This is a genomic window from Burkholderia sp. Bp9012 (assembly GCF_003853825.1).
In the GTDB taxonomy this organism is placed as follows: domain Bacteria; phylum Pseudomonadota; class Gammaproteobacteria; order Burkholderiales; family Burkholderiaceae; genus Burkholderia; species Burkholderia diffusa.
Genome location: NZ_QTQA01000013.1, coordinates 95205 through 112147, shown reverse-complemented (window position 1 = coordinate 112147; position 16943 = coordinate 95205). Strand labels below are relative to the sequence as shown.

At 68.5% G+C, this 16943-nt stretch carries 14 protein-coding genes; 11 read left to right on the top strand and 3 right to left on the bottom strand.

Annotation, left to right across the window (positions count from 1 at the left end; all coding sequences use genetic code 11):
* The first annotated feature begins 17 nt into the window (after window positions 1-17).
* From DIE11_RS19275 to DIE11_RS19240, 8 genes are all read left to right on the top strand, one after another.
* Window positions 18-1214, top strand: coding sequence for an acyl-CoA dehydrogenase family protein (locus tag DIE11_RS19275; protein WP_124626374.1), 1197 nt, complete (start codon window positions 18-20; stop codon window positions 1212-1214).
* Window positions 1215-1228: 14 nt separating this feature from the next.
* On the top strand, window positions 1229-2374 hold the full coding sequence (locus DIE11_RS19270) for an acyl-CoA dehydrogenase family protein (protein ID WP_124626372.1): 1146 nt from the start codon (window positions 1229-1231) through the stop codon (window positions 2372-2374).
* 30 nt (window positions 2375-2404) lie between these two features.
* Complete coding sequence (locus DIE11_RS19265) at window positions 2405-3610, top strand: CaiB/BaiF CoA-transferase family protein (RefSeq protein WP_124626370.1); 1206 nt, start codon at window positions 2405-2407, stop codon at window positions 3608-3610.
* Between the two features lie 102 nt (window positions 3611-3712).
* Window positions 3713-4018: a DUF485 domain-containing protein gene (locus DIE11_RS19260; RefSeq protein ID WP_059599844.1), complete on the top strand. Its 306-nt coding sequence runs from the start codon at window positions 3713-3715 to the stop codon at window positions 4016-4018.
* 11 nt (window positions 4019-4029) lie between these two features.
* Window positions 4030-5721 carry a cation acetate symporter gene (locus DIE11_RS19255; RefSeq protein ID WP_124626368.1) on the top strand — a complete coding sequence of 564 codons (1692 nt, stop codon included), beginning with the start codon at window positions 4030-4032 and terminating at the stop codon, window positions 5719-5721.
* Window positions 5722-6074: 353 nt separating this feature from the next.
* Window positions 6075-7364, top strand: coding sequence for a dicarboxylate/amino acid:cation symporter (locus DIE11_RS19250; protein WP_124626366.1), 1290 nt, complete (start codon window positions 6075-6077; stop codon window positions 7362-7364).
* Window positions 7365-7368: 4 nt separating this feature from the next.
* Window positions 7369-9387 (top strand): ATP-binding protein, encoded by a 2019-nt coding sequence (locus DIE11_RS19245; protein WP_124626364.1) that lies wholly within the window; start codon window positions 7369-7371, stop codon window positions 9385-9387.
* A gap of 91 nt (window positions 9388-9478) precedes the next feature.
* Window positions 9479-10834, top strand: coding sequence for a sigma-54 dependent transcriptional regulator (locus DIE11_RS19240; protein ID WP_059599848.1), 1356 nt, complete (start codon window positions 9479-9481; stop codon window positions 10832-10834).
* Between the two features lie 97 nt (window positions 10835-10931).
* Here the strand turns inward: DIE11_RS19240 and DIE11_RS19235 are convergent, their stop codons facing one another.
* Window positions 10932-11468, bottom strand: a complete 537-nt coding sequence (locus DIE11_RS19235; protein WP_059599849.1) for a peroxiredoxin — start codon at window positions 11466-11468, stop codon at window positions 10932-10934.
* A 162-nt stretch (window positions 11469-11630) separates the two neighbouring features.
* Here DIE11_RS19235 and DIE11_RS19230 point away from each other — a divergent pair, with 162 nt between their 5' ends.
* Window positions 11631-12203, top strand: a complete 573-nt coding sequence (locus DIE11_RS19230; protein WP_124626362.1) for a hypothetical protein — start codon at window positions 11631-11633, stop codon at window positions 12201-12203.
* Window positions 12204-12536: 333 nt separating this feature from the next.
* Here the strand turns inward: DIE11_RS19230 and DIE11_RS19220 are convergent, their stop codons facing one another.
* Together DIE11_RS19220 and DIE11_RS19215 are read right to left on the bottom strand one after the other, a co-directional pair.
* Window positions 12537-14171, bottom strand: a complete 1635-nt coding sequence (locus tag DIE11_RS19220; protein ID WP_124626358.1) for a YifB family Mg chelatase-like AAA ATPase — start codon at window positions 14169-14171, stop codon at window positions 12537-12539.
* Between the two features lie 240 nt (window positions 14172-14411).
* Window positions 14412-14663 (bottom strand): accessory factor UbiK family protein, encoded by a 252-nt coding sequence (locus tag DIE11_RS19215; protein WP_059526259.1) that lies wholly within the window; start codon window positions 14661-14663, stop codon window positions 14412-14414.
* 355 nt (window positions 14664-15018) lie between these two features.
* Here DIE11_RS19215 and DIE11_RS19210 point away from each other — a divergent pair, with 355 nt between their 5' ends.
* Together DIE11_RS19210 and DIE11_RS19205 are read left to right on the top strand one after the other, a co-directional pair.
* Window positions 15019-15357, top strand: coding sequence for a P-II family nitrogen regulator (locus DIE11_RS19210; protein WP_006398175.1), 339 nt, complete (start codon window positions 15019-15021; stop codon window positions 15355-15357).
* A gap of 33 nt (window positions 15358-15390) precedes the next feature.
* Window positions 15391-16902, top strand: a complete 1512-nt coding sequence (locus DIE11_RS19205) for an ammonium transporter (RefSeq protein WP_124626356.1) — start codon at window positions 15391-15393, stop codon at window positions 16900-16902.
* The last annotated feature ends 41 nt before the right edge of the window (window positions 16903-16943 follow it).

Here is a 16943-nt window from a genome sequence, read left to right as displayed (position 1 = left end):
TTCGCAACGGACTCACGATGGACCTCAATTTCACTCCCGAAGAGGAAGCGTTCCGCACCGAAGTGCAGCGCTTTCTCGCCGCCGAACTGCCCGCGCGCACCGCGCGCAAGGTGAAGGGCGGCCTGCATCTGACGCGCGACGACATGCGCGAATGGCACGCAATCCTGAATGCCCGCGGCTGGCTCGCGAGCCACTGGCCGCGCGAGTACGGCGGCCCCGGCTGGAGCGTCGCGCAGAAATTTCTGTTCGACAACGAATGCGCGCTCGCCGGCGCGCCTCGCATCGTCCCGTTCGGCGTCAACATGCTCGGGCCCGTGCTGATCAAGTACGGCGACGAAGCGCAGAAGCGCCACTGGCTGCCGCGCATTCTCGACGGCACCGACTGGTGGTGCCAGGGCTATTCGGAGCCGGGCGCCGGTTCCGATCTCGCGTCGGTGAAGACGAGCGCGGTGCGCGACGGCAACCACTACGTCGTGAACGGCCAGAAGACGTGGACCACGCTCGGCCACTACGCGAACATGATCTTCTGCCTCGTGCGCACCGCGACCGACGTGCGCAAGCAGGAGGGCATCAGCTTCCTGCTGATCGACATGAACACGCCGGGTGTCGAAGTGCGCCCGATCATCACGCTCGACGGCGAGCACGAGGTGAACGAAGTGTTCTTCACCGACGTGCGCGTGCCTGTGGAGAACCTCGTCGGCGAAGAGAACCGCGGCTGGACCTACGCGAAATACCTGCTCACGTACGAGCGCACCAACATCGCCGGAATCGGCTTCTCGACGGCCGCGCTCGACCGCCTGCGCGCGGTCGCCGCGAAGGTCACGAAGAACGGCCGGCCGCTCGCGGACGATCCGTTCTTCGCGGCGCGCGTCGCGCGCGTCGAGATCGAGCTCGAGAACATGCGCACGACCAACCTGCGCGTGCTGGCCGCGGTCGCGGGCGGCGGCGTGCCGGGCGCGGAAAGCTCGATGCTGAAGATCCGCGGCACGCAGATCCGCCAGGAGATCACGTCGCTGATGCGCCGCGCGATGGGGCCATACGCGCAGCCGTTCGTCGAGGAGGCGCTCGACGCCGATCACGACGGCGAGCCGGTCGGCCCGGACGGCGCCGCGAGCGCCGCGCAGCAGTACTTCAACAACCGCAAGCTGTCGATCTTCGGCGGCTCGAACGAGATCCAGAAGAACATCATCGCGAAGATGATGCTCGGGCTGTAACGAGGGACGCGACGATGGATTTCCAGCACACAGAAGACCGCCGGATGCTGGCGGACACGTTGAACCGCTTCATCGCCGAACAGTATGCGTTCCCGGTGCGCGACCGCATCGCGCAGTCGACCGACGGATTCGATCGCGCGATGTGGCAGCGCTTCGCCGAACTCGGCGCGGTCGGCGCGCTGTTTCCCGAAGCCGACGGCGGCTTTGGCGGCGCGGGCTTCGACATCGCCGTGGTGTTCGAATGCCTCGGGCGCGGGCTCGTCGTCGAGCCGTTCCTCGGCGCGCTGCTCGCGGGCCGCGCGTTGTCGCTCGCCGGCGGCCACGCGCATCGTGAACGGCTTGCCGCGCTGATCGACGGCCGCGCGAGCGCCGCGTTCGCGCACGACGAGCCGGGCTCGCACTACGAACTGACGACCGTGCGCACGCGCGCCGATCGTGCCGGCGACGGCTGGGTGCTGACGGGCGCGAAGGGCGTCGTCGACCAGGCCGCGCAGGCGGCGTTCTTCGTCGTCAGCGCGCGCGTGTCGGGACGCGACGACGACGCGGCGGGCATCGGCCTGTTCGTCGTGCCGGCCGACGCGCCGGGCGTGTCGCTGCGCGACTACCGGAAGATCGACGGCGGCCGCGCGGCCGAAGTGCGCTTCGAGCGTGTCGCGCTGCCGGCCGATGCCGCGCTCGGCGCGCCGGATGCGCTCGACGGCGAAACGGGCGCGGCACTACTCGAACGCGTGCTCGGCTACGGGCTGCTCGCGCTGTCGGCGGAGGCGCTCGGCGCGATGGACGTCGCGAAGGACGCGACGCTCGACTACCTGCGCACGCGCAAGCAGTTCGGGCTGCCGATCGGCAGCTTCCAGGCGCTGCAGCACCGGATGGCCGATCTGCTGCTCGAAGTCGAGCAGGCGCGCTCGGCGGTGATCAATGCGGCCGCGCAGCTGGATGCGCCGCGCGTGGTGCGCGAGCGCGCGCTCGCGGCGGCGAAATACAGCATCGGCCGGATCGGCACGCTGGTCGCCGAGGAAAGCATTCAGCTGCACGGCGGGATCGGGATGACGTGGGAGCTGCCGCTGTCGCATTACGCGAAGCGGCTCGTGATGATCGATCACCAGCTCGGCGACGAGGATCACCATCTCGCGCGCTACATCGCGCTGTCGAAACAGTAAAGGCATACGACGCGAATGGAGGAGACAAGGATGACGAACGACCCGCGCGCATTGCCGCTGGCCGGCGTGAAGGTGCTCGATTTCTCGCGCGTGCTCGCGGGCCCGTGGAGCGCGATGGTGCTCGCCGATTTCGGCGCGGACGTGATCAAGGTCGAGCATCCGGTGCGCGGCGACGACACGCGCGACTGGGGGCTGCGGATCGGCGAGACCGAGACGACCTACTTCAACAGCGTGAACCGGAGCAAGCGGTCGATCTGCGTCGACCTGCAGACCGAAGAAGGGCAGCGCATCGCGCGCGAGCTGGCCGCGCAGGCCGACGTGCTGATCCACAACTTCAAGTTCGGCGGCGCGGAGAAGCTCGGCCTCGGCTACGACGCGCTGGCCGAATTGAATCCGCGGCTCGTGCATTGCGCGATTTCCGGCTACGACCGCTCGGGCCCGGAGGCCGCGCGGCCCGGCTACGACCTCGTCGTGCAGGGCGAGGCGGGGCTGATGGCGCTGAACGGCGAGGCCGGCCAGCCGCCGCTGAAATTCGGCGTCGCGGCGGTCGACCTGTTCACCGGCATGTATTCGGCGCAGGCGATCCTCGCCGCGCTGTACGAGCGCCATGCGACGGGGCGCGGGCGGCGCATCGAGATGGCGCTGTTCGACTGCGGGCTGATGATCACCGCGTACTACGGACTCGATGCGCTGCTGATGGGCGAGGATCCGCCGCGCTACGGCAACGCGCATCCGTCGATCGTGCCGTACGGCGTGTTCGACGCGGCCGACGGTCCGCTCGTGATCACGGTCGGCAACAACACGCAGTTCGCGCGTTTTTGCGACGCGATCGAGCGGCCCGACCTCGCCGCGGACGACCGCTACAGGACCAACCTCGGCCGCTCGGAGAACCGCGCCGCGCTGCTGCCGGAGATTCGCGGCGAGCTCGCGCGGCGGCCGCGCGCGATGCTGCTCGCGGCACTCGCCGATGCGGGCATTCCGTGCGGCGAGGTGCTCGGGCTGCACGACGCGCTGACGTCGGAGCGCGCGACCCGCGCGGGGCTCGTCACGCGGCAGCCGCATCCGGTCGCGGGCGGCGTCGACGTGCTCGCGCCGCCGTATCGCTTCGACGGCGCGCGCCTGCCGGTGCGCGGTGCGCCGCCCGTGCTCGGCGCCGATACGGACGACGTGCTCGGCAGCTGGCTCGGGCTGTCGCCGGACGACCTGGCGCGGCTGCGTGCGGATCGCGTCGTGTAGCGCGTTTCATGTATTGCCGCCGCGGCGCGGGCGGAGCAGTCGACGCGCGCCGACCATCCATAAGACACGCCTCGCGAACGACGAGGGGACATTGGAGACACCATGCAGCATTCCTTCATCGAATCGGTCACGGCGCGCCGTGACTACCAGCAGCTCGTGCGTGCGCGACGCCGCTTCAGCTTCACGCTGACGGCGCTGATGATCGCCACCTACTACGGCTTCATCCTGCTCGTCGCGCTCGCGCCGCACGTGCTGGCCGCGCCGCTGTACCGCGGCGCGACGACCACGGTCGGGATCGTCGCGGGCGTCGCGATCATCCTGGTCGCGATCGGCCTGACCGCGTGCTACGTGCTGCGCGCGAACCGTGCGTTCGACCGCCGCGTCGACGCGATCCTGCAACGTTCGTGACGGAGGCCGACATGCGACGCATCTCGAGCGCGCTCGGCGCGCTGGCCGTTCTCGTTTTCTCCCCCTGCACCGTGCACGCGAGCGCCGTCGCGGGGCCGATGCCCGACAAGGTCGAGCTGAACCCGGTCGCGATCGCGATGTTCTTCGCGTTCGTGTTCGCGACGCTCGCGCTCACGCGCTGGGCCGCGCGCCGCACGCGCTCGACGCGCGACTTCTACACGGCCGGCGGCGGCATCACCGGGCTGCAGAACGGGCTCGCGATCGCGGGCGACTACATGTCGGCCGCGTCGTTCCTCGGGCTGTCGGGGATGGTGTTCATGTTCGGCTTCGACGGACTGATCTACTCGATCGGCTTCCTGGTCGGCTGGCCGTTCGTGATGTTCCTGATCGCCGAGCCGCTGCGCAACCTCGGCAAGTTCACGTTCGTCGACGTCGTCGCGTACCGCTTCGCGCAGCGGCCGATCCGGCTACTGACGTCCGCGAACGCACTGACGATCGTCGTGCTGTACCTGGTCGTGCAGATGGTCGGCGCGGGCAAGCTGATCCAGTTGCTGTTCGGGCTGTCGTACGGCACGGCCGAGCTGATCGTCGGCGTGTTGATGGTGGTCTATGTGTTCTTCGGCGGGATGACCGCGACCACCTGGGTGCAGGTGATCAAGGCCGTGCTGCTGCTGTGCGGTGCGACGCTGCTCGTATTGCTCGCGCTCGCCGAATTCGGCTTCAGCATCGACGAGATGTTCCGCCGCGCGGTGGCCGTGCATCCGGGCGCGCTCGGCATCATGGGGCCCGGCAAGCTGATCCGCGATCCGGCCAATGCGCTGTCGCTCGGCATCGCGCTGATGTTCGGCACGGCCGGCTTCCCGCACATCCTGATGCGCTTCTTCACGGTGCCGAACGCGAAGGAGGCGCGCAAGTCGGTGCTCTACGCGACCGGCTTCATCGGCTACTTCTACCTGCTCACGTTCGTGATCGGCTTCTCGGCGATCGTGCTGCTCGCGCAGCATCCCGAGTTCTTCAAGCTCGGCGCGAACGGCACCTTCAACCTGACGCACGACCTGCTCGGCGGCTCCAACATGGTCGCGGTGAAGCTCGCGCAGGCGGTCGGCGGCAACTGGTTCTACGGCTTCATCGCGGCCGTCACGTTCGCGACGATCCTCGCGGTGGTCGCCGGGCTGACGCTCGCCGGCGCGACCACGATCTCGCATGACCTGTACGCGCAGATGTGGGCGCGCGGCAAGCCCGACGAGCGGCTGGAAATGCGCATCTCGCGCGCGGCGACGATCGGGCTGTCCGCGGTCGCGATCGCGCTGTCGATCCTCTTCGAGCACGTGAACGTCGCGTTCATGGTCGGCCTCGTCGCCGCGGTGGCCGCCAGCGCCAATTTCCCGGTGCTCGCGATGTCGATCTTCTGGCGCGGGATGACGACGCGCGGCGCGGTGCTCGGCGGCAGCCTGGGCCTCGCGTCGGCAGTGGCGCTCACGGTGCTGTCGAAGTCGGTGTGGGTCGACGTGCTGCACCACGCGCATGCGCCGGTGTTCCTCGACAACCCGGCGCTCGTGTCGGTGCCGCTCGCGTTCGTCGGGATCATCGTCGGCTCGCTCGCGGACCGCGGCGAGCGCGCGCGGCGCGAGCGCGAGGCCTTCGCGCGGCAGGAGTTCTACGCGCAGACGGGCGTGCTGGCCGGTGAAGCCGTGCAGCACTGATTCGTCCGATGAAACGCCCCATCCGTCCGGATCGCCGGACGGATGTTTTCCGGAAATCCGGAATCCCGGATTTACTTGCCTGCCGCATTATGAGAAATACAATGAAAACAACGGCTTGAGGGGTTCCGGACACCTGGCATCGACCTTGCAATATGAAAAGCACGGCCATCCCCCCCGGCCGACTATTAAACCAAGGAGACAATCGATGACCACTGCCTTCCACTCCCTCCGGACGTCCTGAGGCATCGCTTGTTGCGGCACGGCAGCCGCGCGGGCGAATGGCTCTTCCCCTGACATTCGTCCGCGCGCGTGACGCCGTTTCCACCGGCTCATCTACTTCAGCAGGAACCATCGTGAAGAAGAAACCCTTCTACAAAGTGCTCTACGTGCAGGTGATCTTCGCCATCATCGTCGGCGTGATCCTCGGCCACTTCTACCCGGCGCTCGCCACCGACATGAAACCGCTCGGCGACGGCTTCATCAAGCTGATCAAGATGGTGATCGGACCGATCATCTTCTGTACGGTCGTCACCGGCATCGCCGGCATGGAGGACATGAAGAAGGTCGGCCGCGTCGGCGGCAAGGCGCTGCTGTACTTCGAGATCGTGTCGACTTTCGCGCTGCTGCTCGGCCTCGCGGCCACGCACATCCTGCGTCCGGGCGTCGGCTTCAACATCGATCCGGCGACGCTGAACGGCAAGGAAGTCGCGTCGTACGCGGCGAAGGCGCACGGGCAGTCGACGGTCGACTTCCTGATGCACATCATCCCGAACACGATGGTCGATGCGTTCGCGCAGGGCGAAATCCTGCAGATCCTGCTGATCGCGCTGCTGTTCGGCAGCGTGCTCGCGCACCTCGGCGAGCGCGGCAAGGTCGTGACCGACTTCATCGACGGCCTCACGCGCGTGCTGTTCGGCATCGTGCACATCGTCACGAAGCTGGCGCCGATCGGCGCGTTCGGTGCGATGGCGTTCACGATCGGCAAGTACGGCGTCGGCTCGCTGGTGCCGCTGCTCAAGCTGATCGGCACGTTCTACCTGACCTCGGTCGTGTTCGTGCTGGTCGTGCTCGGCGCGATCGCACGCGCCACGGGCTTCTCGATCATCCGCTTCGTGTCGTACATCAAGGAAGAGCTGCTGATCGTGCTCGGCACGAGCTCGTCGGAAGCCGCGCTGCCGCAGCTGATGGAAAAGCTGGAGAAGGCCGGCTGCTCGCGCTCGGTGGTTGGCCTCGTCGTGCCGACCGGCTACTCGTTCAACCTCGACGGCACCAACATCTACATGACGATGGCCGTGCTGTTTATCGCGCAGGCGACCAACATCGAGCTGACGTGGATGCAGCAGCTCACGCTGCTCGCGGTCGCGATGCTGACGTCGAAGGGCGCGAGCGGTGTCACGGGCGCGGGCTTCATCACGCTCGCCGCGACGCTCGCCGTCGTGCCGACGATCCCGCTGTCGGGCATGGTGCTGATCCTCGGCATCGATCGCTTCATGAGCGAATGCCGCGCGCTGACCAACATCGTCGGCAACGGCGTGGCGACGGTCGTCGTGTCGGCCTGGGAAAAGGAGCTCGACCGCAACAAGCTGCGCCAGGCGCTGAAGGGCGGCGGCGAGGTCACGACGACCGAGACGGCCGGCGTCTGACGTCATGAAGGAGCAGGCGGCGGCACCGCCCGCGGGCGGTGCGCCGCGCGGCGGCCCGGGCGGCCCGGGCGGCGATATGGAGCCCTATGACACAATAGGCGATCCGCATCGCCAGGAAGTCACGTCCGTGAAGCGCCGCCTGCTCATCCTCGTCATGCTTGCCGCCGCGCTCGCGGCGGCGTGCGTGCTGACGTGGACCATCACGTGGCGGCGCGGCGTCGCCGAGCTGCAGCGCAACGCCGCGGTGCGGGTCGACCGCACCACCAACGCGCTCAAGAGCACGCTCGACCGTTACGAGTCGCTGCCTTATCTGCTCGGCAGCCACCCGTACGTCCTGGACCTGCTCGCCGAGCCGAAGCGCGCCGATTTCACCGCGCGCGCGAACCGCTATCTCGAAGACCTCAACGAACACGCGCACGCGACCGTCACCTACGTGATCGGCGCGGACGGCCTGTGCGTCGCCGCCAGCAACTGGCGCGCGCCCGACAGCTTCGTCGGGACCGGATACCAGTTTCGTCCGTATTTCATCGATGCGATGGGCGGCCAGGTCGGCCGCTTCTTCGGGATCGGCACGATCTCGCGCGATCCCGGCTACTACATCTCGCAGCCGGTGTGGCGCGACGGCAGGATCGCGGGCGTCGTCGTCGTGAAGCTCAATCTCGAATGGTTCCAGGGCGCCGACGCGTCCGAGCCGCTCGTCGTCGCGGACGATCACGGCGTCGTGTTCCTGTCGTCCGTGCCCGCCTGGAAATACCACACGCTGCATCCGTTGACGGGGCCCGTCGCCGCGTCGATCTACGAGACGCGCCAGTACGCGCAGCAACCCGTCACGCCGCTGCCGCTGCGCGTCGAGCAGGTGCTCGACGCCGACGCGGAGATCGTGCGTCTCGGTCCCGGCCTGCGCGCGCCGCGCTTCCTCGCCAGCAAGCGGCGGATCGGCGAACCCGACTGGCTGCTGGTGACGCTCGCGCCGATCGCGCCCATCGACGCCGACGCGCGCAACGCGACGATCGTCACCGGCTTCGGCTTCGTGTCGGTCGCCTTGCTCGCGTTCTACTGGCGCATGCGCCGCGCACGCGTGCGCGAGATGATCCGTGGCCGCGCACTGCTGCAGCAGGCGTATGCAGAGCTGAACCGGCGCGTCGAGGAGCGCACGGCCGACCTGTCGGAGGCGAACGAGCAATTGCAGAAGGAAGTCGGCGACCGGATCCGCGCGGAACAGGAATTGCGCGCCGCGCACGACGAATTGATCCAGGCGAGCAAGCTCGCCGCGCTCGGCCAGATGGCGGCCGGCATCACGCATGAACTGAACCAGCCGCTCGCGGCGCTGCGCAGCTTCTCGGACAATACGCGCGTGCTGCTCGATCGAGGCGAGCAGGCGGCCGCGCGCGAAAACCTCGAGGCGATCGCCGCGCTGACCGAGCGGATGGGCAAGATCACCAACCAGCTGAAGCTGTTCGTCGGCCGCGCGAAGCCGCGCAACGAACGGGCGCTCGTCGTGCGCGCGCTGCGCAGCGTGCTGTCGCTGCTCGGCGACCGGCTGCGCGGCGTCGCGCTCACGCTGACGCTGCAGGATGCGACCGTATCGCCCGCGCAGGATGCGCCGCTCGACCTCGCGTGCGACTATCCGGAACTCGTCGCCCGCTGCGAGGACTTGCGTCTCGAACAGGTGCTGATCAACCTGCTCGGCAACGCGCTCGACGCGGTCGCGGGCGTCGCGGCACCGGCAATCGAAGTGACGATCGCGGTGTCGGTCGCGACGCTCGCGATCGAGGTGCGCGACAACGGCTCCGGCATCGCGCCCGACTTGCTGCCACGCTTGTTCGAGCCGTTCTTCACGACCAAGGAAATGGGGCGCGGGCTCGGGCTGGGCCTGGCGATCTCGTCGTCGATCGCGAGCGACGCGGGCGGCGCACTGACCGCGCGCAATGCACCGTCCGGCGGCGCGCAGTTCGTCTTGACGCTGCGGCGCGCGCGCACGCATCATCCGGACTCGGTGTCCGAGCCGGCGGGCTCGCACTAGGACTCGCCGCAAACCCGTTCGCCGCACGACCGGCATCAACGAGAGCCGCGCGCACCTGCGCCGCGCGGCCTGTCAGGAGCAAGTGACCAAGATGGCCAACCGGCTGCAAGTGATCTATATCGAAGACGATGCGCTCGTTCGCCGGGCGAGCGTGCAGAGCCTCCAGCTCGCGGGGTTCGACGTCGTCGGGTTCGAATCGGCCGAGGCGGCCGACAAGGCGATCGTCGCGGAAACCGCCGGCGCGATCGTCAGCGACATCCGGCTGCCCGGCGCGAGCGGGCTCGACCTGCTCGCGCAGTGCCGCGAGCGCGTGCCCGACGTGCCGGTGATCCTCGTCACAGGCCACGGTGACATCTCGATGGCCGTGCAGGCGATGCGCGACGGCGCGTACGACTTCATCGAGAAGCCGTTCGCGGCCGAGCGGCTGATCGAGACCGTGCGCCGTGCGCTCGAGCGGCGCGAGCTCGTGCTCGAGAACCATGCGCTGCGGCGCGAGCTGGCCGGGCAGAACATCGTCGCGCCGCGCATCATCGGCCGCAGCCCGGCGATCGAACAAGTGCGCAAGCTGATCGCGAACGTCGCGCCGACCGACGCATCGGTGTTGATCAACGGCGACACGGGCGCCGGCAAGGAGCTGATCGCGCGCAGCCTGCACGAGCTGTCGCCGCGTCGCGACAAGCCGTTCATCGCGGTGAACTGCGGCGCGCTGCCCGAGCCGATGTTCGAGTCGGAGATGTTCGGCTACGAGCCCGGCGCGTTCACCGGCGCCGCGAAACGCCGCGTCGGCAAGCTCGAATACGCATCCGGCGGCACGCTGTTCCTCGACGAAATCGAAAGCATGCCGCTCGCGCTGCAGGTGAAGCTCTTGCGCGTGCTGCAGGACGGCGTGCTGGAGCGGCTCGGCTCGAACCAGCCGATCCGCGTGAACTGCCGCGTCGTCGCGGCCGCGAAAGGCGACATGAGCGAGCTCGTCGCGGCGGGCACGTTCCGGCGCGACCTGCTGTACCGGCTCAACGTCGTGACGATCGCGCTGCCGCCGCTCGCCGAGCGCCGCGAGGACATCGTGCCGCTGTTCGAGCACTTCATGCTCGACGCGGCCGTGCGCTACGGGCGGCCGGCCCCCGTGCTGACCGACCGGCAGCGCGCGAGCCTGATGCAGCGCGACTGGCCGGGCAACGTACGCGAGCTGCGCAACGCGGCCGACCGCTTCGTGCTCGGCGTCGCCGACATGCCGCAGGAAGCCGGCGCGGGCGACGACGATGCGCAGAGCGACCAGACGCTGAAGGAGCGCATCGAGCAGTTCGAGCGCGCGGTGATCGCCGAGGCGCTGAACCAGACGGGCGGCGCGGTCGCGGCGACGGCCGACCGGCTGCATGTCGGCAAGGCGACGCTGTACGAGAAGATGAAGCGCTACGGGCTGTCGGCGAAAGGCGAAACCGAGCGCTGAAAAAGAGACGGACCGCGGAACCGGGCTGGCCGGTCGGGCGGTCCGTGGTGCGGAGCAGGGCGCAGTGGACGCCCCCGCGAGTCCTGTCGTGCGGCGCTCAGGCCGCGTTGCCGTCGAGCGCCTTCTTGAGCAGCGCGTCGAGTTCCGCGAATTGCGGGGCGCCGACGTAGCGCTTCAGGATCTTGCCGTCCTTGTCGACGACGAAGGTCGTTGGCGTGAGCTGCACGTTGCCGAACTGCTTCGCGACGCTGCCGTCGTCGAGCGCGACCTTGAACGGCAGCTGGCGCGTCTGCGCGTAGTTCGCGACGTACATCGGCGGATCGTAGTTCATCGCGACCGCGACGAATTCCAGCCCCTGGCCCTTGAAGCGATTGTAGGTATCGACCATCTGCGGCATTTCCTGCATGCAGGTCGCGCAGCTCGTCGCCCAGAAATTCACGAGGTAGACCTTGCCTTTCAGGTCGCCGGCCGTCGACACCTTCTGGCCCGACAGCAGCGTGAACGTGGCGTCCGGCACGGTGGACTTGCCGTTGAACGCGAAGAAGCCGGCAATGGCGATGGCCGCGACGACGACGGCCGCGACGATATAGCGGGCGGGGCCGGTGCGGCGCTGGGCGGGAGGCGTGGTGTTCATCTGCGGTGCTCTCGGAGTCGGTCGATGACGCGGATCGATGCAAAGGACGTCGAAATTCGGCGCTCATTTTAGCGCGAATGCGGCGCATGCACCGGCGGCCGCCACGCATACCGGGCGTCGGCTTCGGCGGATAATGGCGTTTTGCCTGTCCCCATCACTGCCATGCCGAAGGAAGTTCTCCATTCGTTGCGCCCCCTTTTTCGCCCCCTGCGACACTTCGCCGCGCTCGCGTGCGTGAGCGCGGCGCTGGCCGCGTGCTCGCCGTCATATGACTGGCGTACGCTGCACAACGACGCCGGCTACACGATCGACCTGCCGGCGAAGCCGACCGTCGAGGATCAGCCGGTGGCCGTCGGCGGTGCGTCGATGCCGATGCGGATGCAGGCCGCGCATGTCGACGGCGCGGTGTTCGCGGTCGGCACGCTGACGCTGCCCGACGATCGCGACGATACGCGCCGCGCGGCGCTCGAGTTCCTGCGGGCCGGGTTGTCGCGCAATCTCGAAGGCGTGCCAGAGACGGCCTCGGTGCCGGTGCCGCTCGCGGCCGGCGGTGCGGTGAACGGGCTCGAACTGCGCGTCGCGGGCGCGGCCAGCGGCGGCGACCATTCCCACAAGACAATCGTGGCGCGGCTCGTGGCGCGGGGCCGGCACGCGTACCAGGCCGTCGCGATCGCCGACCGGCCGCTCGCGCAGGAACAGCTCGACCAGTTTTTCGGCTCGTTCAAACTCGACTGACAGCGGCCGGCGAGGGCGCCTCCGACTCCCGTGGCAATTGAAAGTTCATTCGCAGCTTTCGACGCTAATCGCCGGATTTTGCGGGGATTTTTCGGCTATCCACAGCGCATGTGGATAACTTTGTTGAAAAGTTGACCGGATCTCCCGCAAAGCCGCGCCGGACGGCCCTCCGGCGCATTTGACAGCTCACGCTCTCCTTGGGAAAAATCAATAAAAACAACGGGATATGAATTTCTCGATGAAAGGGCGGCCGTGCAGGGTGATCTGGGGCCGGGTTCGTGAAATTGTGCATAAGTCAAGTCTTGACAGCCGTATTTTGTCCTCCGAAGGCGCTCACAGCGCGGTGAGCGCACGCCGGTAGCGGATCGCTTCGGCGATCTGCGCGGCCGTCGGCAACGGGTCGCCGGCCAGGTCGGCGATCGTGCGTGCGACCTTCAGCACGCGGAAATACGCGCGCGCCGACCAGCCGAAGCGCTCGCCGGCCTCGCGCAGCAGCCGCTCGCCGTCGTCGGTCGGCCGGCACAGGTCGTCGGTCTCGCGGCCGCTCAGCATGTGATTGGTCTTGCCCTGCCGCTCGAGCTGCAACGCACGCGCCTGGGCGACCCGCGCGGCGACCGCCGCGCTCGGCTCGCCCGGTGCCGTCGCGCGCGACGCGAGTTCGGCCGGCGACAGCGCTGGCAGGTCGATCTGGATGTCGATCCGGTCGAGCAACGGGCCCGACAGCTTGCGCAGGTAGCGCGTGGCGACATCCGGCGTGCAGCGGCAGCGCCCGGACGGATCGCCGTGCCACCCGCACGGGCACGGATTCATCGCGGCGATCAGCTGGCATGCGGCGGGGAAGTCGGCCTGCTGGGCCGCCCGCGAGATCGTGATGCGGCCCGCTTCCAGCGGTTCGCGCAGCATTTCCAGCACATGCCGGTCGAATTCGGGCAGCTCGTCGAGAAACAGCACGCCGAGGTGCGCGAGCGTGATCTCGCCCGGCTGAGGCGGGTTGCGGCCGCCGACCAGCGCGGCGGCGCTCGAGGAATGGTGCGGCGAGCGGAACGGGCGCCGCCGCCATTGCGGGGGCGAGAAGCCGATGCGACTCGCGGAAAGGAGCGCGGCCGACGTCAGCGCCTCGTCGTCGGTCAGCGGCGGCAGGAGGCCGGGCAGCCGCGCGGCGAGCATCGACTTGCCGGCGCCGGGCGGCCCGATCATCAGCATGTGGTGCCCGCCAGCGGCGGCGACTTCGAGCGCGCGCCGGGCGCCGCGTTGGCCGACGACGTCCGCGAGATCGGGCGCGGCCGGCGCCGGCACGCCATCGAGGCAGGGCGCCGCGACCGGCGCGAGCCGGGCATCCGGCGCACCGGCCAGGTGCGCGCACAGCGCGGGGAGGTCGGGCGCGCCGAACACGGTGACGCCCGGCACCAGCGCGGCCTCGGCCGCGCTGTCGAGCGGCAGGTACAGCTCGGGCGGGCGCGACGGGGCTGTCTCGCCGGATATCGCGGCGCAATCGACGCCGGCATGGCCGCTGGAATCGAAACTGAAACGGGCGCCGGAATCGAGTTGCGCTTCGGCATGACCCGCGCGCCAGTCGCGCGCGGCGCCGCACGCCATCGCGAACGCGCCGCGCATCGGCCGCAGCGCGCCGGTCAGCGACAGTTCGCCCGCGAATTCGCGGCCGGCCAGCGCGTCGGCCGGGAGCTGGCCGTTCGCGGCGAGGATGCCGAGCGCGATCGGCAGGTCGAAGCGGCCCGACTCCTTCGGCAAGTCGGCCGGCGCGAGATTGACGGTGATACGCCTGACGGGGAAGTCGAATCCGCAGTTCTGCAGCGCGGCGCGCACGCGCTCGCGGCTTTCGCGGACTTCGAGATCAGGCAGGCCGACGATCGAGAACGACGGCAACCCGTTGGCAAGATGAACTTCGACGGTGACGTCCGGCGCGCGGCCGGCCGCCGGCGCGCGACTGCGCACCACGGCGAGCGACATGGCGAGGCTCCTGTAGATGAATCGGACGGGCGACGGCCGTTCAGGGCCGCATGCCGCGGGAATCGGAGGAATCGTTGCGCGCTGCCGGCGTGGCGCGGATAAGAACGAGGAACGACGAACTGCGAAGAGCGAGGAACAGCGAAGAACGACGGAACGGCTTGCCGACTGGCTGATTTCCGGGTGGCAGGCGCGGGCCGCGCGAGGCAGCCCGCGCCCGGACCAGTCGGTCGGGTGGGGGCGTCAGGCCTGGGACGCTGCGAGCTTCTGCTCGAGTTCCGCGACGCGCTTCTCGAGTTCCTCGAGACGCACGCGAGTGCGGGCGAGCACATGTGCCTGCGTGTCGAACTCCTCGCGCGTGACGAGATCGAGCTTCGAGAAGCCTTGCGACAACATGGCCTTCACGTTGCGCTCGACATCCTTGGCCGGCGAGTTTTTTAGCAGGTCGCTGACGCGCGACTGCAGGTCGTTGAAAACATCGCTGGGTTGCTTCATGAGATTTCCCTTCCTTGCACAAAAAATGTGCATCTTCAGTTGCATACGTGCCCATGATGCACGCATGACCGGAAATGGTGCGCCCGTGGCGCGATTTCCGGGCATGGCGCCCGCATGGGTGAATGGCCCGGTAAGCCGGGACGTGCGTGCACTCTAGCAACGATCCTTTCGGCGCGCCAGCGAACCGGGCCATGTTGGCCATTCGGCCGGGCTTTCGCACCTTTCAGCATCGGATACGACCCTGTTTAAGAGCCGTTCGAGGCGGTGTTCGCACGAACATGGCATGCGAGTTGCTGAGGAGAGACCGTTACACCATTCCAACCAATTCGACGGGACCACCCAGCGAGAGGACTTCATGAAACTCATTACCGCAATCATCAAGCCGTTCAAGCTCGATGAGACGCGCGAAGCGCTCTCAGCGCTCGGCGTCTCCGGCATCACGGTCACGGAGGTGAAAGGGTTCGGGCGCCAGAAGGGGCACACGGAGCTGTACCGGGGCGCCGAATACGTGGTCGACTTCCTGCCGAAGATGAAGATCGAGGCGGCCGTGTCCGACGATCTGGTCGACCAGGCGGTCGAGGCGATCGAGCGGGCCGCCCGCACCGGCAAGATCGGCGACGGGAAGATCTTCGTCACGCCGATCGAGCAAGTGATCCGGATCCGGACCGGGGAGACCGGCGCAGACGCGCTGTAACAGACAAAGACAAGCGACAAGAGGAAATCCAAGATGCGCAAACTTCTGATGTCCCTGCTGATGGCCGGCTCGCTGATCGCGGCCGGTGTCGGCCCCGCGCTCGCCGACGACGCGGCGTCCGCCGCGGCTGCGTCCGCGCCCGCCGCAACGGCTTCCGACGCATCGGCTGCCGCGGCACCCGCCGCGACGGCGAGCGCCGCGCCTGACGCGTCCGCCGCTGCCGCCGCACCCGCTTCGGGCGCCGCCTCCGACGCATCGGCTGCCGCCGCCGCGTCCGCGCCGGCCGCACCCGCCGCGCCGACCGAGCCGTTCTCCGTCGATTCGTCGAAGATCAACTCGGGCGACACCGCGTGGATGCTGACGTCCACCGCGCTCGTGCTGTTCATGACGGTCCCCGGCCTCGCGCTGTTCTACGCGGGCATGGTCCGCAAGAAGAACGTGCTCGCGACCGTGATGCAGAGCTTCGCGATCACCGCGCTGATCACGGTGCTGTGGACGGTGGTCGGCTACAGCCTCGCGTTCACGCCGGGCAACGGCTTCATCGGCGGCCTGTCGCGCGCGTTCCTGCACGGGATGACCTACGTGAAGGGCGACAAGGCGACCACGCTGACCGTCAGCCACCTGGCGACGACGATTCCGGAATCGGTCTACTTCGTCTACCAGATGACGTTCGCGATCATCACGCCGGCACTGATCTGCGGCGCGTTCGCCGACCGGATGAAGTTCTCGGCGATGCTCGTGTTCATGACGCTCTGGTCGCTGATCGTCTATGTGCCGATCGCGCACATGGTGTGGGAGCCGACCGGCTGGCTGTCGGCCGACGGCGTGCTCGACTTCGCGGGCGGCACGGTGGTGCACATCAACGCCGGTATCGCGGGCCTGATGTCGTGCCTCGTGCTCGGCAAGCGCGTCGGCTACGGCCGCGAATCGATGGCGCCGCACAACCTCGTGCTGACGATGATCGGCGGCTCGATGCTGTGGGTCGGCTGGTTCGGTTTCAACGCGGGTTCGGCGGTCGCGGCTGACGGCCGTGCCGGCTTCGCGATGCTGACCACGCAAGTGGCGACGGCCTGCGCGGCGCTCGGCTGGATGTTTGCCGAGTGGGTCGCGAAGGGCAAGCCGTCGGTGCTCGGCATCGTGTCGGGCGCGGTCGCGGGTCTCGTGGCGATCACCCCGGCTGCCGGCTTCGTCGGCGTGGCGGGTGCGCTCGTGATCGGCATCGCGGCGGGCGTGGTCTGCTTCTGGTCGGCGACGTGGCTCAAGTCGAAGCTCGGCTACGACGATTCGCTCGATGCGTTCGGCGTGCACGGCGTGGGCGGGATTCTCGGCGCGCTGCTGACGGGCGTGTTCGCGGTCAAGGACATCGGCGGCGCCGACGGCAGCCTGCTGCTGCAGGCGAAGGGCGTGCTGATCACGCTGGTCTACAGCGGCGTGCTGAGCTTCGTGCTGCTCAAGCTGATCGACCTGACGATTGGTTTGCGCGTGTCCGAAGAGGAAGAGCGCGAAGGCCTCGACGTGATCCTGCACGGCGAGCACGTCGAATAAGTCGTACGGATGACGGCGGGCCGCCGCGCAGACGGCACCCG

Bases quoted from the DNA above. Each gene is read 5' to 3' on its own strand.
- DIE11_RS19275 (WP_124626374.1), top strand. From the start codon at position 18: ATGGACCTCAATTTCACTCCCGAAGAGGAAGCGTTCCGCACCGAAGTG.
- DIE11_RS19270 (WP_124626372.1), top strand. From the start codon at position 1,229: ATGGATTTCCAGCACACAGAAGACCGCCGGATGCTGGCGGACACGTTG.
- DIE11_RS19265 (WP_124626370.1), top strand. From the start codon at position 2,405: ATGACGAACGACCCGCGCGCATTGCCGCTGGCCGGCGTGAAGGTGCTC.
- DIE11_RS19260 (WP_059599844.1), top strand. From the start codon at position 3,713: ATGCAGCATTCCTTCATCGAATCGGTCACGGCGCGCCGTGACTACCAG.
- DIE11_RS19255 (WP_124626368.1), top strand. From the start codon at position 4,030: ATGCGACGCATCTCGAGCGCGCTCGGCGCGCTGGCCGTTCTCGTTTTC.
- DIE11_RS19245 (WP_124626364.1), top strand. From the start codon at position 7,369: ATGAAGGAGCAGGCGGCGGCACCGCCCGCGGGCGGTGCGCCGCGCGGC.
- DIE11_RS19240 (WP_059599848.1), top strand. From the start codon at position 9,479: ATGGCCAACCGGCTGCAAGTGATCTATATCGAAGACGATGCGCTCGTT.
- DIE11_RS19235 (WP_059599849.1), bottom strand. From the start codon at position 11,468: ATGAACACCACGCCTCCCGCCCAGCGCCGCACCGGCCCCGCCCGCTAT.
- DIE11_RS19230 (WP_124626362.1), top strand. From the start codon at position 11,631: ATGCCGAAGGAAGTTCTCCATTCGTTGCGCCCCCTTTTTCGCCCCCTG.
- DIE11_RS19220 (WP_124626358.1), bottom strand. From the start codon at position 14,171: ATGTCGCTCGCCGTGGTGCGCAGTCGCGCGCCGGCGGCCGGCCGCGCG.
- DIE11_RS19215 (WP_059526259.1), bottom strand. From the start codon at position 14,663: ATGAAGCAACCCAGCGATGTTTTCAACGACCTGCAGTCGCGCGTCAGC.
- DIE11_RS19210 (WP_006398175.1), top strand. From the start codon at position 15,019: ATGAAACTCATTACCGCAATCATCAAGCCGTTCAAGCTCGATGAGACG.
- DIE11_RS19205 (WP_124626356.1), top strand. From the start codon at position 15,391: ATGCGCAAACTTCTGATGTCCCTGCTGATGGCCGGCTCGCTGATCGCG.